General features: G+C 72.4%; 24 protein-coding genes. 11 read left to right on the top strand and 13 right to left on the bottom strand.

All coding sequences use genetic code 11. The features are described 5' to 3' along the window. Positions 1–20: 20 nt before the first annotated feature. The 5 genes from tbsP to HPS36_RS09190 all read left to right on the top strand — a co-directional run bounded on the left by tbsP (position 21) and on the right by HPS36_RS09190 (position 5,308). Complete coding sequence (gene tbsP, locus HPS36_RS09210) at positions 21–842, top strand: transcriptional regulator TbsP (protein WP_137716645.1); 822 nt, start codon at positions 21–23, stop codon at positions 840–842. Positions 843–964: 122 nt separating this feature from the next. Then, positions 965–2,656: a YcaO-like family protein gene (locus HPS36_RS09205; protein WP_173229916.1), complete on the top strand. Its 1,692-nt coding sequence runs from the start codon at positions 965–967 to the stop codon at positions 2,654–2,656. Between the two features lie 85 nt (positions 2,657–2,741). Next, positions 2,742–3,080, top strand: a complete 339-nt coding sequence (locus tag HPS36_RS09200; protein WP_173229915.1) for a cupin domain-containing protein — start codon at positions 2,742–2,744, stop codon at positions 3,078–3,080. A 101-nt stretch (positions 3,081–3,181) separates the two neighbouring features. Next, positions 3,182–4,459 (top strand): aminotransferase class V-fold PLP-dependent enzyme, encoded by a 1,278-nt coding sequence (locus HPS36_RS09195; RefSeq protein WP_173229914.1) that lies wholly within the window; start codon positions 3,182–3,184, stop codon positions 4,457–4,459. Between the two features lie 255 nt (positions 4,460–4,714). Continuing rightward, positions 4,715–5,308 (top strand): response regulator, encoded by a 594-nt coding sequence (locus HPS36_RS09190; RefSeq protein ID WP_173229913.1) that lies wholly within the window; start codon positions 4,715–4,717, stop codon positions 5,306–5,308. 68 nt (positions 5,309–5,376) lie between these two features. On the opposite strand, the gene HPS36_RS09185 is transcribed toward HPS36_RS09190, so the two are convergent. Then, on the bottom strand, positions 5,377–5,538 hold the full coding sequence (locus HPS36_RS09185; RefSeq protein ID WP_173229912.1) for a DUF7331 family protein: 162 nt from the start codon (positions 5,536–5,538) through the stop codon (positions 5,377–5,379). 113 nt (positions 5,539–5,651) lie between these two features. Here HPS36_RS09185 and HPS36_RS09180 point away from each other — a divergent pair, with 113 nt between their 5' ends. The 3 genes from HPS36_RS09180 (at position 5,652) to HPS36_RS09170 (ending at position 9,022) form a co-directional block, all read left to right on the top strand. Continuing rightward, complete coding sequence (locus HPS36_RS09180; protein WP_173229911.1) at positions 5,652–6,752, top strand: NADH:flavin oxidoreductase/NADH oxidase; 1,101 nt, start codon at positions 5,652–5,654, stop codon at positions 6,750–6,752. Positions 6,753–6,856: 104 nt separating this feature from the next. After that, positions 6,857–8,110 carry a GNAT family N-acetyltransferase gene (locus tag HPS36_RS09175; protein WP_173229910.1) on the top strand — a complete coding sequence of 418 codons (1,254 nt, stop codon included), beginning with the start codon at positions 6,857–6,859 and terminating at the stop codon, positions 8,108–8,110. A 75-nt stretch (positions 8,111–8,185) separates the two neighbouring features. After that, positions 8,186–9,022: a DUF7547 family protein gene (locus tag HPS36_RS09170; RefSeq protein ID WP_173229909.1), complete on the top strand. Its 837-nt coding sequence runs from the start codon at positions 8,186–8,188 to the stop codon at positions 9,020–9,022. Between the two features lie 6 nt (positions 9,023–9,028). Here HPS36_RS09170 and HPS36_RS09165 read toward each other — a convergent pair whose 3' ends face one another. The 8 genes from HPS36_RS09165 to HPS36_RS09130 all read right to left on the bottom strand — a co-directional run bounded on the left by HPS36_RS09165 (position 9,029) and on the right by HPS36_RS09130 (position 15,835). Then, positions 9,029–9,778 (bottom strand): sugar phosphate isomerase/epimerase family protein, encoded by a 750-nt coding sequence (locus HPS36_RS09165; RefSeq protein WP_173229908.1) that lies wholly within the window; start codon positions 9,776–9,778, stop codon positions 9,029–9,031. Positions 9,779–9,893: 115 nt separating this feature from the next. After that, on the bottom strand, positions 9,894–10,100 hold the full coding sequence (locus HPS36_RS09160; RefSeq protein ID WP_173229907.1) for a hypothetical protein: 207 nt from the start codon (positions 10,098–10,100) through the stop codon (positions 9,894–9,896). A gap of 154 nt (positions 10,101–10,254) precedes the next feature. After that, entirely contained in the window at positions 10,255–11,328 is a 1,074-nt protein-coding gene (locus tag HPS36_RS09155) for a methionine synthase (protein WP_173229906.1), read from the bottom strand. Next, a complete protein-coding gene (locus tag HPS36_RS09150) occupies positions 11,328–12,344 on the bottom strand; it encodes a 5-methyltetrahydropteroyltriglutamate--homocysteine methyltransferase (RefSeq protein WP_173229905.1) in 1,017 nt (338 codons plus the stop codon). The genes HPS36_RS09155 and HPS36_RS09150 overlap by 1 nt, the downstream gene beginning before the upstream one ends. A gap of 75 nt (positions 12,345–12,419) precedes the next feature. Next, on the bottom strand, positions 12,420–13,037 hold the full coding sequence (locus tag HPS36_RS09145; RefSeq protein ID WP_173229904.1) for a HemK2/MTQ2 family protein methyltransferase: 618 nt from the start codon (positions 13,035–13,037) through the stop codon (positions 12,420–12,422). Continuing rightward, positions 13,034–14,212 carry a mechanosensitive ion channel family protein gene (locus HPS36_RS09140; RefSeq protein ID WP_173229903.1) on the bottom strand — a complete coding sequence of 393 codons (1,179 nt, stop codon included), beginning with the start codon at positions 14,210–14,212 and terminating at the stop codon, positions 13,034–13,036. The genes HPS36_RS09145 and HPS36_RS09140 overlap by 4 nt, the downstream gene beginning before the upstream one ends. Positions 14,213–14,214: 2 nt before the next feature. Next, the gene (locus HPS36_RS09135) at positions 14,215–15,126 is read right to left on the bottom strand and encodes a 16S ribosomal RNA methyltransferase A (RefSeq protein WP_137716659.1); all 912 of its coding nucleotides are present in this window, start codon (positions 15,124–15,126) and stop codon (positions 14,215–14,217) included. 73 nt (positions 15,127–15,199) lie between these two features. Next, entirely contained in the window at positions 15,200–15,835 is a 636-nt protein-coding gene (locus HPS36_RS09130; protein WP_173229902.1) for a DUF655 domain-containing protein, read from the bottom strand. Positions 15,836–15,937: 102 nt separating this feature from the next. Between HPS36_RS09130 and HPS36_RS09125 the strand changes: the two genes are divergently transcribed. After that, positions 15,938–16,741, top strand: coding sequence for a hypothetical protein (locus HPS36_RS09125; RefSeq protein WP_173229901.1), 804 nt, complete (start codon positions 15,938–15,940; stop codon positions 16,739–16,741). Further along, the gene (locus tag HPS36_RS09120) at positions 16,699–17,448 is read left to right on the top strand and encodes a class I SAM-dependent methyltransferase (protein WP_173229900.1); all 750 of its coding nucleotides are present in this window, start codon (positions 16,699–16,701) and stop codon (positions 17,446–17,448) included. Before HPS36_RS09125 ends, HPS36_RS09120 begins: the two co-directional genes overlap by 43 nt. A 27-nt stretch (positions 17,449–17,475) precedes the next feature. Here HPS36_RS09120 and HPS36_RS09115 read toward each other — a convergent pair whose 3' ends face one another. From HPS36_RS09115 to HPS36_RS09105, 3 genes are all read right to left on the bottom strand, one after another. Continuing rightward, positions 17,476–17,910 carry a universal stress protein gene (locus HPS36_RS09115; RefSeq protein WP_121562906.1) on the bottom strand — a complete coding sequence of 145 codons (435 nt, stop codon included), beginning with the start codon at positions 17,908–17,910 and terminating at the stop codon, positions 17,476–17,478. Between the two features lie 75 nt (positions 17,911–17,985). Continuing rightward, positions 17,986–18,342, bottom strand: a complete 357-nt coding sequence (locus tag HPS36_RS09110; protein WP_173229899.1) for an RNA polymerase Rpb4 family protein — start codon at positions 18,340–18,342, stop codon at positions 17,986–17,988. A 1-nt stretch (position 18,343) separates the two neighbouring features. Next, positions 18,344–18,637, bottom strand: a complete 294-nt coding sequence (locus HPS36_RS09105; RefSeq protein ID WP_006112901.1) for a 50S ribosomal protein L21e — start codon at positions 18,635–18,637, stop codon at positions 18,344–18,346. A 271-nt stretch (positions 18,638–18,908) separates the two neighbouring features. On the opposite strand from HPS36_RS09105, the gene mptA reads away from it, so the two are divergent. Continuing rightward, positions 18,909–19,835 (top strand): GTP cyclohydrolase MptA, encoded by a 927-nt coding sequence (gene mptA / locus HPS36_RS09100; RefSeq protein ID WP_053770660.1) that lies wholly within the window; start codon positions 18,909–18,911, stop codon positions 19,833–19,835. 15 nt (positions 19,836–19,850) lie between these two features. Here the strand turns inward: mptA and HPS36_RS09095 are convergent, their stop codons facing one another. After that, positions 19,851–20,654 (bottom strand): TrmB family transcriptional regulator, encoded by an 804-nt coding sequence (locus HPS36_RS09095; protein WP_121562908.1) that lies wholly within the window; start codon positions 20,652–20,654, stop codon positions 19,851–19,853. Positions 20,655–20,684 lie beyond the last annotated feature (30 nt).

Here is a 20,684-nt window from a genome sequence, read left to right as displayed (position 1 = left end):
GCTTTTATACCGAGAGACAGATGGTATCGAATTTACTGGCGGCCGACGTCGAGGCGGCGCTCGAAGCGGCCTTCGCCGGGGGCGACGACGAGCTGCTCGTCGTGGACCCCTCCGCGGAGACGATCGTATCGCTGGTCGAGACCGCCGTCGGGCGGGACGACCTCCCGGAGCTGTCGATGCTCGCCGACGAGCGCACCCTCAAGGACGTCATGGACGACTTCGTCGTCGCGTCCCGGGCGGCCGACCTCGTGGCCGACGGCGCCTTGGACCTCCGGGTGCTGGACGGCGAGGTCGACAACGCGCTGTTCGTCTCTCCCTCTCGGGTCGTGGCGCTCGTCACCGCCGGGGACGACGTCGCCGCGCTCTCGACCGACGACGGCGAGTTCGTCGACCAAGTGTACGAGTCCCACCGCGGCGCGTTCGAGGACGCCGAGCCGTACACGCTCCGCACGCCGGCGATCAGCCGGGTCCGCGAGACGATGGCGTCGGAGATCGGCGAGGAGGCCCGCGCCGACTTCGACGCCGTCCTCGACGCGACCGAGGGCGAGGACGGCGCCGACCTCGACGAGGTGACCGTCTCCCTGCTCGTCGCGGCGAAGAACGACGTGCTCCTCTACGACATCTCGAAGTGGGGCGAGGACGTCGGGATCGCCTCGAAGGCGACCTTCTCCCGCACGAAGACGCGGCTGGAGGACCTGGGGATCATCGACACCGAGAAGGTCCCGATCGACGTCGGCCGACCCCGGCTCCGCCTGAAGCTCGGCGACGAGCGGCTCGAAGGGGTCGACGCCGCCGACCTCGCCGCCGAGGCCGCCGAGATGATGGCGGCCACGCCGGCCTGAGCGGACCGCCCGCCCGACCGCCGCCTCCCTCTCTTTCCCCGCGTCCCCGAGCGTTCGTTCTCCGTCCGCCCTCCCGCGCCGCGGACCCGCGGCTTTTTTTCCCGGCCTCGCGTCCACGGGGTATGGATATCGGACTTGTCGGCGACGGCCCCGCGGTCGAGGCGGCCGGGGCCGCGCTCGGCGACGTCGACGTGAACGCGATGCCCGTGGAAGCGGAGCTGCTCGACGGGTTCGACCTCGCGGTCGTCGTCGACACCGCCGGGTCGGCGGCGTTCGCGACCGCGACCGAGCTGCTCGACCGGTGGGTCGCCGTCGAGGTGGGCGGGCTCGGCGGCGTCCCGCTCGCCGACCTCGACGCGGCGGTGACCGTCTTCGACGACGCCTGCTACGACTGCCTGCGCGCCCGGGTCGAGAGCGGCGGCGCGGAGCCCGCCGACGCCCCGACCGGCCGCCGCTCCGCCGTGCGCTACGCCGGCGCGGTGGCCGGGCGGCGGGCGATCCGACTGCTCGCCGGCGACCCCGTGGCGGACACGGTCGTCGAGGTGCCGGGCGGCGAGCGGACGCTCCTCCCGGCGCCCGGGTGCGGCTGCGGCGCCGACCCCGGCGACGCGCTCCCGCGCGACCACGCCGACCGCGACCTCGGCGAGACGCTCGACCGCGCGGAGCGGGCGGTCGACCCGCGGGTCGGCGCGCTGAGCGAGGTCGGCGAGCAGGAGTCGTTCCCGCTGCCGTACTACGTCGCGCGGGTCGCGGACACGACGCCCTTCTCCGACGGCGACGCGGCCGACTTCGGCGGCGGCGCGGCAGCCGACTGGGACGCCGCGTTCATGAAGGCGCTCGGCGAGGGGCTAGAGCGGTACGCGGCCGGCGTCTACCGCGAGGCCGCGTTCACGCGCGCGCCGGCCGCGAACGTCCCGAACCCGGTCACGCCGGACGCGTTCGTGCGCCCCGAGAGCGCCGAGGCGTACGGCCGCGACGACCGGCTCCCGTGGGTCCGGGGCGAGCGGCTCGGGACCGGCGAGCCGGCGAGCCTCCCGGCGGAGTTCGTCCACTTCCCGCCGCCGGAGCGCCGGTACCGCCCGGCGATCACGACCGGGCTCGGGCTCGGGAGCTCGGGCCCCGACGCCGCGCTCTCCGGGCTCTACGAGGCGGTCGAGCGCGACGCGACGATGACCAGCTGGTACTCCACGACGGAGCCGCTCGGGCTCGACGTCGACGACCCCGGGTTCGCCGAGCTGGAGAAACGGGCGCGCGCCGAGTCGCTGTCGGTGACGGCGCTGCTCGTCACGACCGACGTGGACGTGCCGGTCGTCGCCGTCGGCGTCGGCCGCGAGGGCGACTGGCCGCGGTTCGCCGCGGGGTCGGGCGCCGACCTCGACCCGGCCGCGGCGGCCCGGAGCGCGCTCGCGGAGGCGCTCCAGAACTGGACCGAGCTCCGCTCGATGGGCCGGGAGGCGGCCGACGAGCAGGGCGCCGCGATCGGTCACCACGCCGACCGCCCCGCCGAGACCGCGGCGTTCTTCGACCCGGACGCGACCGTCTCGACCGACGGGCTCGGCGAGCCGGCGCTGTCGGGCGAGGCCGAGCTCGCCGCCGTCGTCGACCGCGTCGAGGCCGTCGGCCTCGACCCGTACGTCGCGCGGGTGACGACGCGCGACCTCGCGTCGCTGGGGTTCGAGGCGGTCCGCGTGCTGGTGCCCGGCGCGCAGCCGCTGTTCACCGGCGAGCCGTTCTTCGGCGACCGCGCCCGCGACGTGCCGCGGTCGATGGGGTTCGAGCCCGCGCTCGACCGCCCGTACCATCCGTTCCCGTGAGAGCCCTGAGGCGGCGCCGGCGTCGCCCCCGGCACCGGCTGCCCGTCCCCGCGGATTTAGGTGCCTCCGGACCGCCGGAGCGCGTATGGAGGTCGCACCCGACGCGGACGCGGAGGCGGTCGAGGCGGTCGACGGCGTGTTCCTCACGCAGGGGGCCGTCGGCGAGGACACGAGCATCCAGCGGTTCGAGATCGAACCGGGCGAGGGCGTGCCCGAACACGACCACCCGCACGAGCAGATCGGCGTGATCACGGCCGGCCGGCTGACGTTCCTCGTCGACGGCGAGGAGCGCGTCGTCGGCCCCGACGACACGTACGTGATCCCCGGCGGCGAGCCGCACGCGGCCGAGAACCGGACCGACGAGCCCGTCGTCGGCTTCGACATCTTCGCGCCGCCGCGGGCGAATCCGGACTGGGGAGAGTAGCGGGATGAGCCCCCGCGGATCGCGGCGTTCCGCGCGTCCGCGGTACCCGCAAGACGTACCGGACCGAAGGTGTGTTAGTGCTCGGGGCCCGATAACGGGTAATGGGAGTCCAAGAACAGTACCCGTTCGACGTGGAGGCGCTCCGCGCCGACTTCCCGGTCCTCGACCGGAAGGTCGGCGGGGACCCGGAGACCGCCGGGGAGGGCGAGGGCGACGACACCCCCCTCGTCTACCTCGACAACGCGGCGACCTCGCACACCCCCGACCCGGTCGTCGACGCCATCGCCGACTACTACCGGAGCTACAACGCCAACGTCCACCGCGGGATCCACCAGCTGAGCCAGGAGGCCTCCGTCGCCTACGAGGAGGCCCACGACGCGGTCGCCGACTTCATCGGCGCCGCGGGCCGCGAGGAGGTCGTCTTCACCAAGAACACGACCGAGGCGATGAACCTCGTCGCCTACGCCTGGGGCCTCGAAGCGCTCGGCCCGGGCGACAACGTCGTCCTCTCGGAGATGGAGCACCACGCCTCGCTCGTCACCTGGCAGCAGATCGGCAAGCGGACGGGCGCCGACGTGCGCTTCATTGACGTCACCGACGAGGGGCGGCTCGACATGGACCACGCCGCCGAGCTCATCGACGGCGACACCGAGATGGTCTCGGTCGTCCACGTGTCGAACACGCTCGGCACGGTGAACCCGATCCGCGGGCTGGCCGACATGGCGCACGACCGCGACGCCTACGTCTTCGCCGACGCCGCGCAGTCGGTGCCGACGCGCCCGGTTGACGTGGAGGCGCTGGACGTCGACTTCCTCGCCTTCTCCGGTCACAAGATGTGCGGCCCGACCGGGATCGGCGCCCTCTACGGCCGCGAGGCGATCTTAGAGGAGATGCAGCCGTACCTCTACGGCGGCGACATGATCCGCCGCGTCTCCTTCGAGGACTCCACCTGGGAGGACCTGCCGTGGAAGTTCGAGGCCGGGACGCCCTCCATCGCGCAGGGGGTCGGCCTCGCGGCCGCCATCGAGTACTTAGAGGATATCGGCATGGACCGGATCGAGGCCCACGAGGACCTACTGGCCGAGTACGCCTACGACGAGCTGACGGCGCTCGGCGGCGTCGAGATATACGGCCCGCCGGGCGACGACCGCGGCGGGCTCGTCTCGTTCAACGTCGAGGGCGTCCACGCCCACGACCTCTCCAGCATCCTCAACGACTACGGCGTCGCGATCCGCGCCGGCGACCACTGTACGCAGCCGCTCCACGACGAGATGGGCGTCGCCGCCACCGCGCGCGCCTCCTTCTACTTCTACAACACCGTCGAGGAGGTCGACGCGCTCGTCGACGCCGTCCGCGAGGCGCGCGACCTATTCGCCTGAGCGGGCCGGGTCCCCGCCGACCCGGCGCTGCGGTCGGATAGGCGGACGCGGACGCGACCCGGCGACGCGCCGCCCGCGCCGTCGGTGAACCGCTCGGCGCGTCCTCGGTTATACCACCGAATAATCGACGTAGGCGCCGTGACAACGGTGATCGCGCAATTATTATAACACCGCTCCAGCAAATATTGTACGAAGAAATATCACAACTCGCGTAGTGAGTCGCGCTCCGCCGAGTCGTCGCCCGCCACCAAACGAATGACCGACCACACATCTCCGCCGTCAGACGCGCACGCGGACACGAACGCAGCCGCCGACCGATCAGCACAGCCAGCAGACGGGCCCGCGACGGAGCCCGACGAGCCGATCACCGTCCTCCAGGTCGAGCCCGACGCGCGCTCCGCCGAGCTGCTGGAGACGTTCGCGACGCGGCTCACCGAACGGGTCCGGATCCGCTCCGTCGAGCGCGTCGCCGCCGCCGTCGACGCGGTCGAGGAGGGCGTCGAGGTCGACGGCGAGCGGGTCGAAGTCGACTGCGTCGTGACCGAGCAGCGGCTCCCCGACGGCGACGGGGTCGGTCTCACCGGACGGCTCCGCGAGGCGGGCCACGGGGTCCCGGTCGTCTTTCACACGACGTGTTCGGGCGAGGAGTGCGAGGCGGCGGCGTTCGGCGCCGGCGCGGACGCGTACTTCGAGAAGCGGTCCGAGCGCGGCCGCTTCGGTTCGATACTCGATCGGATCCTCGCGGTCGTCGACGGGGATCGGGAGCGCGGGACGGCCGCGGCGCGGGCGACCGCGTCGCCGCCGCGCACATCGGGCTCGCCCCGCGGGACGCTCCGCTCCGAGGAGTGAAGTCGGGGGCGCCGAACGGCGCCGGAAGCGGAGCCGCCGCGGTGGCGCGGGCGGCGGGAGGAGGTTCGTTACCGTTCAAGTTCGACCGTGAGGTCGGTCGCGATCCACGCGTCGGTGTTGCCCTGTTCTGCGAAGACGGTCCGGTCCTGCGAACAGCGGGTCGCGGCGACCGTCGGCCGCTCGTCGGTCGCCGACTCGGCGTCCCGCTCGATCCGGTCTCCCGTTGTCATTACAACCCGCTCAGTGGCCGGCGGTGTTATAGATTTCGGTCGGCCTAAACCACAGGCGGCGATCCGCGCGGGGGATCGGAGGGCCTTACGTGGCGGGGGTCGTTCGTCGACCCGTGACTGACACGCTGTTCACGCCGCTTACGCTCCGCGACACAGAGTTCCGAAACCGGGTGATGCTGTCGCCGATGTGCCAGTACTCCGCCGACGAGGGCCTGGCGAACGACTGGCACCGCGTCCACCTCGGCGCCCGCGCCGCCGGGGGCGCCGGCGTCGTGATGACCGAGGCGACCGCCGTCGAGGCCCGCGGCCGGATCACGCCGAACTGCCTCGGGATCTGGTCCGACGAGCACGCCGAGGCGATCGAGCCGATCGTCGAGTTCGTCCGGTCGCAGGGCGCGACGCCCGGGATCCAACTGGCCCACGCCGGGCGGAAGGCCTCCCACAGCCCGCCCGCGGAGGGGGGCGGTCCCATCCCCGCCGACGAGCCCGCGGGCTGGGAGACCGTCTCCGCCAGCGACAAGCCGTACCCGCATTCCGAGGTCGACGACGGGGACCTGGCCGACACCCGACGGCTCGACGGGGACGGGATCGACGCGGTGATAGACTCCTTCGCGGCCGCCGCCGAGCGGGCGCGCGACGTCGGCTTCGAGGTCGCGGAGGTCCACGCGGCCCACGGCTACCTGCTCCACCAGTTCCTGTCGCCGGTCACCAACGACCGCGACGACGAGTACGGCGGGAGCTTCGAGGACCGCACCCGGCTCCTCCGAGAGGTCGTCGCGGCCGTCCGCGAGGTCTGGCCCGACGGCAAGCCGATCTTCGTCCGGATCTCCGCGACCGACTGGCTCCCCGACCGCGACTCGTGGGACGTGGACGACTCGGTCCGGCTGGCCCCCCTGCTGGCCGAGGCCGGCGCCGACCTGATCGACGTCTCCGGCGGCGGTATCCACCCGGACCAGGAGATCCCGAGCGCGGGACCGGGCTATCAGGTGCCCTACGCCGAGGCGGTCCGCGAGGGGACCGACGTGCCCGTGGCCGCCGTCGGGGGGATCACGGAGCCGACCCACGCTGACGCCCTCGTCCGGAACGGGCGGGCCGACCTCGTCGCGCTCGGCCGCGAGATGCTCCGCCACCCGTACTGGCCGCTGGAGGCCGCCCACGAGCTCGGCGAGGAGGCCGAGTGGCCGGTCCAGTACCGGCGCGGTCAGTTCGACTGAACGAGCCGCCGGGGCGACCGCCGACCGGGCGACCGCCGACCGGAGCATGAGAACCACGCGCAGGCGCCGGGAAGGCTTATCAGGCTCCCGGGCGCCGACGGCGTATGGGCGACCTCGACTACCGGCCCTTCCCCGAGGAGCGGGGCGACGAGTTCAGCGCGTTCATGCGCTACGCCTTCTCGCCCGAGGAGGGGCCGTACGACCCCGAGGAGGAGGACGACGACCGCGAGCACCTCGCGGAGTACCGGGGGCTGTTCGACGGCGACGAGCCCGTGGCGGTGTGCGGGCACCACGACTTCTCGCTCCGGATCCGGGGACGCGACCGCGACGTGGCCGGCCTCTCGGCGGTCGCCTCGCCGCCCGAGCACCGGCGCAACGGACACATCGAGCGGCTCCTCCGCGAGTCGCTGACCGAGTACCGCGACGACGGGGTGCGCTTCTCCGCGCTGTGGCCCTTCGAGCACCCGTTCTACCGCCGGTACGGCTGGGGGACGGTGAACCGCTACCGCTGGGTGAAGGCGCCGCCGGAGCAGCTGGCGTTCGCGGCCGAGGAGAGCGACGGCGGCGACGAGGCGGGCCGGTTCCGGCGGCTCGGCGAGGACGACCACGGCGCGGCCGCCGACCTGCTGGCCGCGACCGCGGAGCGCTACGACTTCACGATGGCGCGGACCGAGGCGTGGTGGCGCGAGCGCACCCTCCGCGGGTGGCAGACGGACCCGTACGTGTACGGCTTCGAGCGCGACGGCGACCTCAAGGCGCTCCTCTCGTACACCTTCGAGGAGCGCGACGACGGCGACGGGCGCGCGATGGTCGTCTCCGACGCCGCCGTCGCCGACTCCGCCGACTGGGACCGCGTCTTCCGGTTCTGTCGCGATCACGACTCGCAGGTCGAGCGCGTTCGGCTCCGCCTCCCCGCCGACGTGAGCCTCCTCGACCGCGTCGACGACCCGCGTGCGGTGACCGAGGAGGTCCGCGCCGGCCCCATGTTCCGGCTCGTCGACGTCCCCGACGCGCTGCCCGCGCTGGCGCCCGACCCCGAGCTCGAAACCGCGTTCACGCTCGGCGTCGACGACCCGCTCGTCGGCTGGCACGACCGACCGATCCGGGTGACCGTGGAGGACGGCGAGGTCACCGCCGAGCGGGTCGCCCCCGAGGAGGACGGCGCTCCCGGGGCGACGGCGGTCGACGCGACGGCCGGGATCGGCGCGCTCTCGCAGCTGTACGCCGGCTACCGCGACCTCGACGACCTCCGGGCGCACGCCGACCTCGACCTCGCGAGCGGCGCCCCGGACGGCCTCGCGGCCGACCTGGCCGCCCTGTTCCCGCCGCGGCGCACGTTCCTGCGCGAGGGGTTCTGAGCGGCGCGCCGCGACCGATCGGGGCGCCACGCGGCGCTGCCGGGCTTTTTATTCGCGGCCCGCCTACGAGGCGGCATGAGTTCCCGCGACCGACGCGACGACGACCTCGAGGAGCGGCTCGACGAGCTCGAATCGGTGTTGGGCGAGCTCCGCGCCGACCTCCGGGAGAGCGAGCGCGACCGCCGCGGGCCGCCGCGGCCGCCCCGGCTCTCGGAGCTGGTGCGGTTCACCGAACAGTACACCATCCCGACGGTCATCGCGCTGCTGGAGACGACGATCAAGTCGCTGGAACTGCTCCGGGGCACCCTCCGGCTCGCCGACCCCGGCCGGAGCGTCGCCGAGGGGAGCGAGGGCGCGGGCGACCGCCTCGCCGACGTCCGCGACGGCGCGACGGCCGGGCTCGCCCGGTCGCTCTCGGAGCTTCGCACCGCGCTCTCGGAGGCCGACCTCCCCGAGGACGCCGCCTCCCGGTCGATCATCGCCGACGCGCGCGACCTCACCGCGGAGATCGAGTCCCGGATCGACGAGGGGCGCCGCGAGGCGGACGCCGCGCGGGACCGCCGGCTCGGGCGCGACCGCGACCGGGGCCCCGGCGACGAGGACGGACCGCGGAGCGCGCCGGACGCCGGGCGTAACGACGACAGCCCGGTCCAGATCGACGTGACCGAACCCGGAGAGGGCGTCGACGCCGAGAGCGAGGCGGCCGAGGACGACCCGCCGGAGGTCGACGTCGAGTCCGAGTTGGAGTCGATAAAGCGCCAGATCGACGGGGACGCTGCGGGGGACGAGGCCGACGCGGAGGCGGTCGAGGCCGACGAACCGGACGACGACGGAGACGACGCGAGCGCGGACGACGCTGCGAGCGCGGACGACGATGCGGACGGGCAGGGCGACGACGACCGGGCGGACTGACGCCCGTCAGAAGGAGGCGCCGAGCCGGTCGGCGACGCGCTCCGCGGAGTCGACGAGGAGCGCCTCGTCGTCGGTGAACACTTCGAGCGCGACCGTGCCGTCGAAGCCGGCGAGTTCGGACGCGACGAGGTCGTAGTCGACCTCGCCGGCGCCCACGGGGAGGTGCGTGTCGCCGCGGCGGCGGGCGTCGTGGCAGTGGAGGTGCGAGACCCGGTCGCCGTGGCTCCGGAGGAACCGCTTTATCGCCTTGTTGCCGCCCTCCATGTAGGCGTGGCCAACGTCGAAGCAGACCGGCGTGTCGGTCTCGCGGGCGAGGTCGCCGAGGACGGAGAGCTGGAGCCCCGCGTGCTGGTGGCCGACGTTCTCGACGACGACCTCGACGCCCGCCTCGCGGCCGGCGTCGGCGACGCGGCGGAGCTGCTCGGCCGCGGTCTCGCGGAACTCGATGTCGTCGCGGTCGGCGGAGGTGGCGTGGATGACCGCCTTCTCCGCGTCGAGGTCGCCGACGGCTTCCAGCAGCCGGCGCTGGTAGTCGACGATGGCGTCGTTGACCTCGGGGACGTACGTCGCCAGCCGCTGGCTGTACGGGAGGTGGACGAGCAGGTCGCGACCGGCGAGCGCGTCGGTCAGCCGCCCCGGGTCGATCTCGCCGGGGACGAGCGTCGGCTCGCCGACGCCCAGCTCGCAGAAGTCGAACCGCGTCGGCGACGCCACGAGGCGGTCGAGGTCGTCGCCGACCGTGAGACCGATCTCCATGTCGGTGGTGAGGTCGGCGCGGTTTTATAAATAGTGGCGCGGACTCCGAAACGCGGTCGGGACCGAACGCGGCCGCGCCGCACGCGGACCGCTCGGCCGGCGGGGACCGCGTTCGTCAGTACCGGTCGGGCGCGGAGTCCACGTACCCCTTCAGCGCGACCGGAACCACGAAGAAGCCGATCACGCAGGCGATCGTCACCGCGATCTGGTCCGCCCTCGGGAGGTCGCCGAGCCCGACGAGCAACGTCAGCGACGTGCCGAGGTAGAGGAACGCGATCGCCCATCGGACGGCGGGGTTCGCCAGCAGCCGAACGGCGTTCACGGTTAGAACCGTACGTGGTCTCGGTACGAAACGTTTGGCCTCGGTCCGACCGCGCTCGCAGCGGTCGGGGGTTTCGGAGGGGTATCGCCGACCCGGAGCGCCACAGAAGGACCGAGCCACGGGAGCGGTCCCGAGGCGAACCGTCGACGGCGCCTCAGTCGTCCGCGATCGGGTTCTCGACGTCGATCTCGCCGGAATCGATCTCGGCCTCGACCTCGCGGACCGCGGTGACCATGTTCTCGGTCTTGCCGTACGCGATGTCGCGCGGGAGGAGCTTCAGCCCGCAGTCGGGGGAGATGGTGAGCTTCTCCGGCGGCACGACGCGCAGTCCCTGCCGGATGTTCCGCTTGATCTCCTCGACGGACTCCACCTCGGCGGTGTGGGCGTCGACGACGCCGAGCGCGAGGTCCGGCTCCAGTTCCGGCTCCTCGAAGACGGGGATCTGCTCGTAGTCGCCGTTCGACAGTTCGAGGTCGAACTCGTCGATCGGGTAGTCGTTGATCTCGGGGTACACCCGCGAGTAGTCGCCGTAGCAGACGTGGAGGCCGATGCGGACCTCGTCGGGAATGCCGGCGGCGATGCGTTCGAGCGCCTCGCCGACGACGGCGTGGTCCTCGGGGGTCGTCGCCAGCGCGGGCTCGTCGATCTGGATGTAGCGGGCGCCCGCCTCCACGAGCTTCTCGACCTCCTCGTTGACGAGGTCCGCGAGGTCGTAGACGAGCTCCTCGGTCGAGGGGTACGCCTCGTTGAACGCCCAGAAGCCGAGGGTGTACGGCCCCGTGATCGGGACCTTCACCGGGCGCTCGGCGACGCCGGCGGTGAACTCGAACTCGTCGACCAGCCACGGCTCGTCGTACTCGACCTCCTCGACGACGCTCGGCTTGTCGAAGTAGTTGTGGCCCCACACCTTCACCGGCCCGTTGAACTCGTAGCCGTCGATGCGGTCGGCGAAGAACTCCACCATCTCGTTGCGGCGCATCTCGCCGTCGACGACCGTGTCGAGGCCGGCGCGCTCGTGCTCGTGCGTGATGAGCCGACAGGCGTCGTCGTGGGCCTCTTCGAGGTCAGACTCGTCGAACTTCGAGTCGGGGTCCTCGACGAGCTCGTCCGCCCGGTTGAGCCACTTCGGCTTCGGGTACGAGCCGACGACGGTCGACAGCAGGAACGTCTCGTTCGGGTGGTCGTCCGGGCGGAACTGGTCGCGGTTCGCTTCGGGGTTTCGGACCATCAGTCGAGCACCTCCGCGGCGGCGGCGAGCGCGTTCAGCTTCTCTCGGTACTTGTTCGTCGGCAGGTAGAACAGCTCGGTGTTCGGCGTGAGGTAGGTCCGGTCGAACCCTTCGAGCGGGATCTGCGACTCGAACCACTCGACGCGCTCCGCGACCGTCTCGGCCTCCTCGACGAGCGTGTTCTGCCCCTCGACGAGCCCGAGCGACAGCGAGTCGGTCGAGCCGAACTCCTGGACGTTGTAGACGGTGTCGTCGCGGTCGCCGGCGACGAGGTCGAGCCCGATTGCGTCCGCGCCCGCCTCGTCGACGAGGTGGGCGTACAGCTTCTCGCCGAGCGCGCCGTAGAACGTCTGGACGACCACGTCGGCGTCGGTCGCGTCGGCGACCGTCGCGATGGCGTCCGTCGCCGTCGACTCGTCGCCCTCGGCGGGCGGGTCCGTGACGAGCGACGGTTCGAGGAGGAACAGCGTCTCGTGGGCCGGGAACGCCGCGACCTCGTCCGCGAGGAACTCGGCGACCGCGGCCTGGAACTCGGCCTCGTCGCCGTAGTGCTCGTCGGTCGCGAGCGCCGCGAGCGAGTACGGGCCGGGGAGCGTCGCGGCGAGCGACGCGTCGTCGCCGCCGTCGGCGGCCGCGAGCAGGTCGGCCGCGTCCGTCAGTTCGTCCGCCACGTCGCCGGAGAAGCGGAGGTCGTCGACGACGCGCGGGTCGCGGTAGAAGTTGTTGTTGTCGTAGTACCGGACGATCCCCCCGGTCTCGACCGCGTCGCTGACGGTCAGCGGGTGCGCGATCATGTCGTCCCAGCGGCCCTGCCCCTCGGAGATCAGGTCGAGGCCGGCGTCGAGTTGGTCGTCGACGTACTCGGCGCGCACCTCGTCGTACTCCGCGACGATCGCTTCGCCCTCGTCGCCGCTCAGGAGGTCCCCCTTCTGGTGGCCCTTCAGGTCGGAGAGCGTCTCTTTCGCCCGGTCCGGGAGCGGATACAGCCCCGGCGTCGCCGCGACACGTTCGGTCATCACCGTCCGTTAGATATGCCGTCGTATAATATTTGCTAATATGTTTTATGCCCTATAGTAATCCGCCGCGGAGGCCTACGCCCGGCGGAGGGCCAGCACCGTGAGCGTCTCGAAGGGGAACGACTCCTCGACGACCGGCTCGGCCGCGAAGCCGGCCTCGTCGACCAGGTCGAGCACCTCGTCGTAGCCGGTGAGCGAGGAGACCAGGAGGAGGACGACGCCGTCCGGCGCGAGCGCGCGCCCCACGTCCGCGAGGAACGGTTCGATGAGCTCGCGGCCCGACTCGCCCCCCGAGAGCGCGTGCTCCATCCAGTCGTCCCACTCGTTGTCGGGGTCGGTGGGCAGGTACGGCGGGTTGAAACACACCGTGTCGAACGCGTCCGCGCGGAACGGCGAGAGCAGGTCGGCGACGACGGCCTCGACGCCGCGCTCGCGGGCCTGACGCGCGGCGTGCGGGTTGAGGTCGGTCCCGACCACGTCGAGGCCGCGCTCCTCGGCGATCCGCTCGGCGACCCACCCCGACCCGGTGCCGACCTCCAGCACGCAGCCGTGCGCCTCGGCGACCGCCGCCTCCGCGAGCAGGCCGGAGTCCTCCGCGGGCTGGTAGACGACCGCGTCGTCGACGCCGCGCCGCGCCGCGAGGCCGTCGCCGTTTCCGTTTCCGCCGCCGCCCCCGCTCCCGTCGCCGCTCATCGGTCGCCCTCCGCCGCGTCGCCGTCGGTCGACGCCCCGTCCGCGTCGCCCGCGTCGGCCGAGCCGCCGCGCGTCGCCGCGCGCCCCTCGACCGCGGCGTCCAGCTGCGGGCCGGAGGCGCCCTCCGTGCGGGCGGAGAGCGTCTGCTGCGGGAACGGGATGACGATCCCCTCGTCTTCGAGGGCGTCCTTCATCGCGCCCATCGCGGCGGTCTGCGTCCGCCAGCGCTTGCGCATGCTCGGGTTGCGGATCCAGTACCGGAGCCCCAACACAACCGCCGAGTCGCCGAAGCGCTTCGTCACCGCGTTCGGCTCGGGCATCTCCGCGACGTCCTCGACGCCCGCGACCGCCTCCTCGACCACCGCGGCCGCGCGCTCGACGTCGGTGTCGTAGTCGACGCCCACCTCGATCTCGATCCGCAGCCGGTTCCGGCGCGACCGGTCGACGATCGACCCGGACCGGACGTCGTCGTTCGGCATCGTGATCACCTCGCCGTCGAACGACCGCAGCCGCGTGCTCATGATCGATATCTCCGTCACCGTCCCCTCGTGGTCGCCGATCACCACCCAGTCGCCGACCTCGAACGGCCGGGAGAACATCAGCACGAACCCGGCCAGTATCGCGCCGAGCGTCTGCCGCGCCGCCATGCCGACCACGATACCCAGGAACCCCGCGCCGACGAGGAGGCTGCCGACGTTGTCGGTGAACAGCCCGACGACGGCGAGGATCGCGGACGTGTAGACGCTCAGCTGCGTGATCCGCAGGATGACCTCCTGCTGATGTTGCGAGATCGAGGCGCTCTCGGCGCCGATCTCGCGGATGACGCCCCCGAGGAAGTCCGTGAGCGCGTACGCGATCGCTAAGAGCAGCACGGCGAGGACGACGTTCGACAGCTGGTTCGCGCTCAGCGCCGACCGGGCCGTCTCGAAGAGGGCGCCGCTCTGGTCCCACACCGCGATCAGCGTGATCGCGCCCAGCGCGGTGGCGCCGCCGACGCCCGCCGACAGCAGGAGCCGCTGCGTCGAGCTGAGCTCCCTGTCTCCCCGCCGCAGTCGCCGCGTGAGGAGCCGGACCCCGAGCACCGCGGCGACGATCCCGACCGAGGCGGCGAACCGCTCGGCGTTGCCCGCGAGCGCGCGCTGAAGCTCCGTCACGAGGCCGACCCAGCCCGTCATCGTCACGCCTCCGCGGGGGAGCCGCGCTCGCGGGCCAGCTCAGCCAGCGCCGCGAACGCCGCCGGCTCCAGCGTGCCGGGGCGGCTGCTCAACAGCTCCTCGTCAGCCGCGTCCACGACGGCCTCCGGGTCGTCGAGCCCGGAGATGTGCGCCGTGTTCCGCACCGCGTTCCGCACCGTCTTGCGCCGCTGGGTGAACAGCGCCTTCACGAACCGGAGGAAGAACGCCTCGTCGCCGACGGCGTAGTCGGGGTCACGAGGGGTACAGCGCACGACGGCGCTCTCGACGGCCGGCTGGGGGTCGAACGCCTCCTTCGGCACGCGCTCGACGATCTCCACGTCGGCGTAGTGCTGCGCCGACACCGAGAGGCGGCCGTACGCGGACTCGCCGGCCGAGGCCACCATCCGGTCGGCGAACTCTGCCTGAAACATCACCACGAGCGGCTTCTTCTCCGGGAGCAGCCGGAAGGCGATCTCCGAGGAGACGCCGTACGGCAGGTTGGCGACGCAGGCGGAGAAGGGCGGGAGGTCGACGTCGAGCGCGTCGCCCTCGACCACGTCGAGGAGCCCGTCGGCGACCGCGGCCGCGAACTCCTCTCGGAGGAACTCGGCGAAGGCGCCGTCGCGCTCGATCACGGTGACGCGGCGGGGCGGGGAGTCGCCGGTCGCGGCGGCGTCGCCCGTCGCCGCGGCCAGGAGTCGGTCGGTGAGCGCCCCCGCGCCGCCGCCGATCTCGAGGAGGTGGCTCCGGTCGGCGTCGTCCGGGAGGTAGCCCGGGATCCGGTCGAGGACCCGGTCGTCGACGAGGAAGTGCTGGTCGCGGTCGGGGTCCGCCCGCGCGCCGGCCCGCCTCGCGAGCGCGTCGGGGTCGCGCTGCCCGTACGCGGCGCCCTCACCCGTCGATGAGTCGGTCATAGCCGGGGTACACGCGGTGTTCGGGTAAAAGTCTCGTTTCGGGGACACCGGGAGGACCCGAGGGCGGCGCGGCTCACTCCTCGCGCCCGACGAACGTCCGGTACTTCAGGTCGGACTCGCGGATCTCCTCGACGATCCGTTCGAGGATCACCTCTCGGGGGCGGTGAAGTCCGGAGATGCGCTCCTCGACGTCCGCGAAGCTCTCGAAGGGTCCGCGCTTCCGCTCGTCTAAGAGGTCGTTCCGCAGTTTCTTGCCGATCCCCGGCAGCAGGTTCAGCTGGTGGAGCCGGAGGGTGATCGGCCCGGCCTCGTTGTAGAAGTCGACGAACCGCTCCTCGTCGGCCTCGACGATGGCCTCCGCGGCGTACTCGACCTCCGCGGCCGCGTTCCGGGTGAGGTCGTCGAACGACACCTCGCGGTAGCGGCCGACGTGGGGGCCGTCCAGCGCGATCCGGTCGCCGACGGAGGCGTCCGCGTCGTCGGCGAGCGTCAGTTCGTACAGCGCGAACGACGGCGCGCCGAGCGCGTACGCCACCGGCGACTTGCGGGACTGCGGACGGTCGTCGTCGGGGCGCCCGTTCGGCAGCACGTCGAGCAGGACGGCGGTGGGGCCGCCGCCGTCGTCGCTCCGTTCCGCTCCGGCGTCCGCGGCGGCGCCACCCCCGTTCCGGTCGTCTGCCGGCGTCCCGTCGCCGTCGGCGTTGTCCATGTATCGTTTATCGCTCCGAGCGGTGAAAAAACCGCTGGCGAGGCGGGTCGCGGCGCGGCCGCCGACGGTCGGATTCAATAGCGTCGGGTGCGACGTGGTACCATGGCGAAACCGGACCCCGAGGAGCTGGTTCGACTCGTCGAGGCGTTTCCCGGACCGTCGGTCGAGGCGGACGGCCCCGACCGCGGCGGGGCGACTGAGGCGACGGAGATCGGTCGGGTCGACGAGTTGCTCGACGGCGCGTACGGCGCCCTGACGCGGCGCTGGTACCCAGAGCTCCGCCGGCGCGCCGCGGCGCACGCGGACGGCGACTGCCTCCGCGAGCGGGTGCTCGAACACGTCGAGGCCGTGCCGTCGTTCCGCCTCTCGGACGGGCCGACCGCGCTGACGGAGCGGCGCGAGGCGCTCGCGGAGGCGGCGGCGCTGACCGACGAGGTCCGCGAGATCGCGGAGTGGTACGGCACGCTCCGGTCGCGGCTGGAGGGCGACCGCGCGTCGCTGACGCGGGGCGAGCGGCTGCTCCACGACTTCGGCTACGCGCTGGCGCACGTCCTGTTCCTCGGCGCGTCGTCGCCGCGCGCCGTCGTCCGCCGGCTCCGGCTCGCGTACCGCTCCGTCGGCGTCAAGATCGACGAGACGGCCTCCGAGGGCGGCATCGAGGAGACGACGTTCACCTGTCCGTACCGGAACGTCGCGGCCGGGACCCGCGGGAAGCGGTGGGTGTGTCACGAGAAGCTGGACCGCGTCGACGACGGCTACGTGTCGTACCTCGCGGAGCGCGGGATCAGCTACCAGCGGCCGCGGGGCTGTGCGGGCTCGGAGCAGTGCCGGTCGACGGTCGCCCGCGACGGGCCGGCGCGGTGGTGGCCGAAGACGCCCCCGGCCGCGGTCGGCGCCGACCCGTGACCCGCGACGGCGCGGCGGGCGGCCGGGCGGGTTCGGAGGCGCCCGCCGCGGAGCCGGACTCGGGGCGCCTGCGTCGGGTCCGGCGCAGCTACGACGCGTGGGCCCGCGTCTACGACTGGTTCGCGCGGGCCACGGCGTCGGTCGGCGGCGTCCGCGCCGCCTGCGTCCGCTCGCTCGACCTCGCGCCGGGCGACACCGTCGTCGAGTTCGGCTGCGGCCCGGGGGTGAACCTCCCCGCGCTCCGCGAGGCCGTCGGACCGAGCGGCCGCGTCGTCGGCGTCGACGTCTCGACCCGGATGCTCGACCGGGCCGCGGGGCTCGTCGCGCGGCGCGGCTGGGAGAACGTCTCGCTCGTCGAGGCGGACGCCGAGCGCCCGCCGGTCGCGGCCGCGGACGCCGTCCTCGCGACGTTCGTCACGTCGCTTTTCCCCGACCCGTACGCGGTCGTGCGCCGCTGGTGCGACCTGGCGGACGCCGTCGTCGTCGCGGCGTTCGTCCCGGAGGGGAACCGCGCGGCGAACGCCGCGCTCCGGGCGTTCGTGGCGCTCAACGGGCGGCTCTTCGACGCCCGGACCGACGACCCGCTCGGCATGCTCGCGGAGCGGACCGCCGCGGCGCGGCGCGCCCTCGACGACGGCACGGCCGTGCGCGAGCGCGACCGGCGGCTCTTCGGAACGATCGTCGTCGAGGCCGGCCGCGACCGGTGACGCGCGGGACCCGGCGCCCGCTCGGGGTCACCCGGAGACGGGGACGGAGACGACCGTGGCGTCCGCGGTCCGGATGACGCGCTCGGTCGTGCTGCCGAGGAGGTCGTCGGCCGCGGCGTCGAGGCCGCGCTTGCCCATCACGACCGCGTCGGCGTCGACGGCGTCCGCGTGCGCCGCGATCTCGTGGGCGGGGACCCCGGACTCGATCGCGGTCTCGCTGTCGATGCCCGCGTCCGCGACGGCGGTCGCGACCCGGTCGACCGCCGCCGCCAGCCGCTCGCGGCGCTCGGGGTCGTCCTCGTCGAACTTCTCCGGCTTCCCCGACCGCTCGTACATCGGTATCTCCTCGACGACGCCGAGGACGTGTACCGTCCCCTCCGCCGCCGTGATCTCGATCGCGTCGTCGACCGCGTCGAGGGCGGCGTCGCCCTCGCCGGTCGGCACGAGGGTGGTCTGGTACATGCGGCTCGACGTACGGGCGGAAATCTGAAAAAACGTGTCGGCAACCCGTCCCGCCGGGCCGGGTGGGACCCGCCGTCAGGCGTACTTCGCGACGACGTTGAGGATCTCGTCGAGCTCGTCGCCGTCGAGCGAGTAGCGCTCCTGGGCGAACACCGAGCGGAGCTCCGTGCGGTCCTCGGGGAGCAGGTCGGCGATCTTCACCGCGGTCGGCACGTCGATCTGTTCGAGGTCGGTGAGCTCCTCGACGAGCTCGCGGGACTCGTCGGCGTCGAGGTCCGCGAACCGGTTGACGTGCTCGATCGCGCGGGCGAGCTCGTAGCGGAGGTCGCGGTCCTCGTCGGCCGCCCGCTCTTCTTCGATCTCCACGAGGATCTCCTTCGCCTCGGAGGTGGTGACGTACTCCTCGTCGAGCTTCTCTTTGAAGATCGTCATCTCAGTTCTGCTGCGCCCGCATGTGGGCGGCGGTGACGATGAGGGTCTTCGTCTTGCCGCCGTCCGGAATCTCGACTTTGAACGCCGACCCCTGCTTGCCGACGACGGTGCCGGTCCGACCGTCGAAGCGGGGGTGGAAGCGGCCCTTGGGGACGCTCGGGTCGATCTTGAGGTGGACCTGCGACCCCTCGTCGAACTCCTGGATCGCTCGCTGCGGCGGGGAGGTGCCGCGGTTGCGGGGCTTGTTCGAGAGCTTGTCGCGAGTCGCCTTCTGCGGCCCATTGGAACTCGGCATGGTCTTGGGATACCTTCCGCTGCCGCCGTTATAAATCGTGCGTTACGACCCGCAGGACGTTGGCTCCTCACACACGCGGCGATCCGCGGGACCCGGCGACGCGGGAACCACTCGATCGACGGGGGCTCGGGGACGCCGTTCTCGCGACCCGGTTCCTCGCGCGACCCGCTCCTCTCGCGACCCGCTCCTCGCGCGGCCGGGTGCGCGCGACTACCAGACGAACCTCCCCCTTCCGAAAGGGCTAATCCCGGGAGTCCCTATCATGTTCGTAATGAGTCATCAGCTGCCGGACGTACAGGCGTCGTCCCCCGACGTCACCGTCGGGCTATCGCAGGTCGGCGTCACCGGCGTGGAGAAGCTCGTCAAGCTGGCGCGCGGCGACAAGCGCCCCATCGTTCTCATGGCGGAGTTCGAGGTGTTCGTCGACCTCCCGAGCGGCCGGAAGGGGATCGACATGTCGCGGAACCTCGCGACGGTCGACGAGATATTGGAGGACATCACCCGCGAGGAGGCGTACCGCGTCGAGGACGTCTGCGGCGACGCCGCCGAGCGGCTCTTGGAGAAGCACGACTACACCACCACCGCCGAGGTGTCGATGACGGCCGAGCTCGTCACCCGCGAGCACACGCCGGCCTCGGACATCGAGACCCAGAGCACGGCGACGATCGTCGCCAGCGCGACCGCCACCGAGGAGGGGACGCGCGAGGAGATCGGCGCCGAGGTCACCGGCATGACCGTCTGCCCCTGCTCGCAGGGGATGAGCGAGTCGCGGGCCCGCGAGAAGCTCGCCGAGCTGGGCGTCGACGAGGAGACGACCGAGGAGTTCTTAGACGCCGTCCCGCAGCCCGGGCACTCCCAGCGCGGCCACGCGACCCTGACGATCACGACGGACGGCCACCCGGACGTGGACCTGCGCGACGTGATCGACGTCGCCCGCGACTCGATGAGCGCGCGCATCTACAACATGGCGAAGCGGCCCGACGAGGACCACATGACCTACGAGGCCCACGCCGACGCGAAGTTCGTCGAGGACTGCGTCCGCGCGCTCGCCGAGGGCACCGTCACCGAGTTCCCGCACCTCTCGGACGACGCCGTGATCCACATGAAGCAGTCGAACGACGAGTCGATCCACCAGCACAACGCCCACGCCGAGCGCGAGGTCCGGCTGGGCGACCTCCGCGACGAGCTCGACCGATAGCCCGCCGGGACGGCCTCAGAACGTCAGCAATTCCGAGTCCGCCCAGCGCGGCTCGAACTGCTCTTTCACGCTCGTCGCGAAGTCGATGTCCTTCACGTCGATCATCGCGAACGGCTCGTCCGCCGACAGCGGGTGCGGGACCTCGATACACACCTCTATCTCGTCGAAGACGTTGAACGTCCCGTCGACGTTCGGGGAGGTCCGGACCTCGAACCCGTCCATGTCGGCCAGCTCCGACGTGTACCGGCGCCCGACGCTCCGCGGGAGCGCGTCGACCGTCGCCGGCGACAGCAGCACGCGGATCTCCACGCCCCGTTCGAGCGCGGACTCGAGCTCGGCGGTCACCTGCTCGCCGATCGTTCCGAGATCGAAGCCGGTCGCCGGCGCGCCCGCGACCACGACGACCCGGCGCTCCGCGGCGGCGATCCGCTCTAAGAGGAGGTCCGTCGCCTCTTCCGCGCCGACGGCCGCGGTCCAGAACTGGCCGTCGACCGGCTCGCCGGCGTCGAGCTCCGCCGAGAGGTCGTCGACGACGGACTCGTACTGCTCGGCCTGCGTCCGCAGCTCCTCCTTCTTCTCGTCGAGCAGCCGGTCGAGCGCCGCGTCCGGCTCGACCGCGACGTACTTCTTCGGGCGGCTCGCGGCCTGACTGCGGACCAGGCTGTGCTGCTCCAAGCTGTTGAGCACGTCGTAGATCCGTCCCATCGGAACCTCGCTGGCCCGCGAGAGGTCCTTGGCCGTCGTCGGCCCGGTCCGAAGGAGCGCGCGGTACGCCCGGGCCTCGTACTCGGACAGCCCCAGGTCGCGAAGAGATGCCATACGTTGGGATGCCCCGGCGTCCGTATAAAC

Source organism: Halorubrum salinarum, assembly GCF_013267195.1.
GTDB classification, from domain to species: Archaea; Halobacteriota; Halobacteria; order Halobacteriales; family Haloferacaceae; genus Halorubrum; species Halorubrum salinarum.
The sequence above is the reverse complement of the archived record's forward strand: the minus strand, read 5'-3'. Positions and strand labels throughout refer to the sequence as shown.

Coding starts and splice junctions, on each gene's coding strand:
- tbsP (WP_137716645.1), top strand. CDS start 21: ATGGTATCGAATTTACTGGCGGCCGACGTCGAGGCGGCGCTCGAAGCG.
- HPS36_RS09205 (WP_173229916.1), top strand. CDS start 965: ATGGATATCGGACTTGTCGGCGACGGCCCCGCGGTCGAGGCGGCCGGG.
- HPS36_RS09200 (WP_173229915.1), top strand. CDS start 2,742: ATGGAGGTCGCACCCGACGCGGACGCGGAGGCGGTCGAGGCGGTCGAC.
- HPS36_RS09195 (WP_173229914.1), top strand. CDS start 3,182: ATGGGAGTCCAAGAACAGTACCCGTTCGACGTGGAGGCGCTCCGCGCC.
- HPS36_RS09190 (WP_173229913.1), top strand. CDS start 4,715: ATGACCGACCACACATCTCCGCCGTCAGACGCGCACGCGGACACGAAC.
- HPS36_RS09185 (WP_173229912.1), bottom strand. CDS start 5,538: ATGACAACGGGAGACCGGATCGAGCGGGACGCCGAGTCGGCGACCGAC.
- HPS36_RS09175 (WP_173229910.1), top strand. CDS start 6,857: ATGGGCGACCTCGACTACCGGCCCTTCCCCGAGGAGCGGGGCGACGAG.
- HPS36_RS09170 (WP_173229909.1), top strand. CDS start 8,186: ATGAGTTCCCGCGACCGACGCGACGACGACCTCGAGGAGCGGCTCGAC.
- HPS36_RS09165 (WP_173229908.1), bottom strand. CDS start 9,778: ATGGAGATCGGTCTCACGGTCGGCGACGACCTCGACCGCCTCGTGGCG.
- HPS36_RS09155 (WP_173229906.1), bottom strand. CDS start 11,328: ATGGTCCGAAACCCCGAAGCGAACCGCGACCAGTTCCGCCCGGACGAC.
- HPS36_RS09150 (WP_173229905.1), bottom strand. CDS start 12,344: ATGACCGAACGTGTCGCGGCGACGCCGGGGCTGTATCCGCTCCCGGAC.
- HPS36_RS09145 (WP_173229904.1), bottom strand. CDS start 13,037: ATGAGCGGCGACGGGAGCGGGGGCGGCGGCGGAAACGGAAACGGCGAC.
- HPS36_RS09140 (WP_173229903.1), bottom strand. CDS start 14,212: ATGACGGGCTGGGTCGGCCTCGTGACGGAGCTTCAGCGCGCGCTCGCG.
- HPS36_RS09135 (WP_137716659.1), bottom strand. CDS start 15,126: ATGACCGACTCATCGACGGGTGAGGGCGCCGCGTACGGGCAGCGCGAC.
- HPS36_RS09130 (WP_173229902.1), bottom strand. CDS start 15,835: ATGGACAACGCCGACGGCGACGGGACGCCGGCAGACGACCGGAACGGG.
- HPS36_RS09125 (WP_173229901.1), top strand. CDS start 15,938: ATGGCGAAACCGGACCCCGAGGAGCTGGTTCGACTCGTCGAGGCGTTT.
- HPS36_RS09115 (WP_121562906.1), bottom strand. CDS start 17,910: ATGTACCAGACCACCCTCGTGCCGACCGGCGAGGGCGACGCCGCCCTC.
- HPS36_RS09110 (WP_173229899.1), bottom strand. CDS start 18,342: ATGACGATCTTCAAAGAGAAGCTCGACGAGGAGTACGTCACCACCTCC.
- HPS36_RS09105 (WP_006112901.1), bottom strand. CDS start 18,637: ATGCCGAGTTCCAATGGGCCGCAGAAGGCGACTCGCGACAAGCTCTCG.
- mptA (WP_053770660.1), top strand. CDS start 18,909: ATGAGTCATCAGCTGCCGGACGTACAGGCGTCGTCCCCCGACGTCACC.
- HPS36_RS09095 (WP_121562908.1), bottom strand. CDS start 20,654: ATGGCATCTCTTCGCGACCTGGGGCTGTCCGAGTACGAGGCCCGGGCG.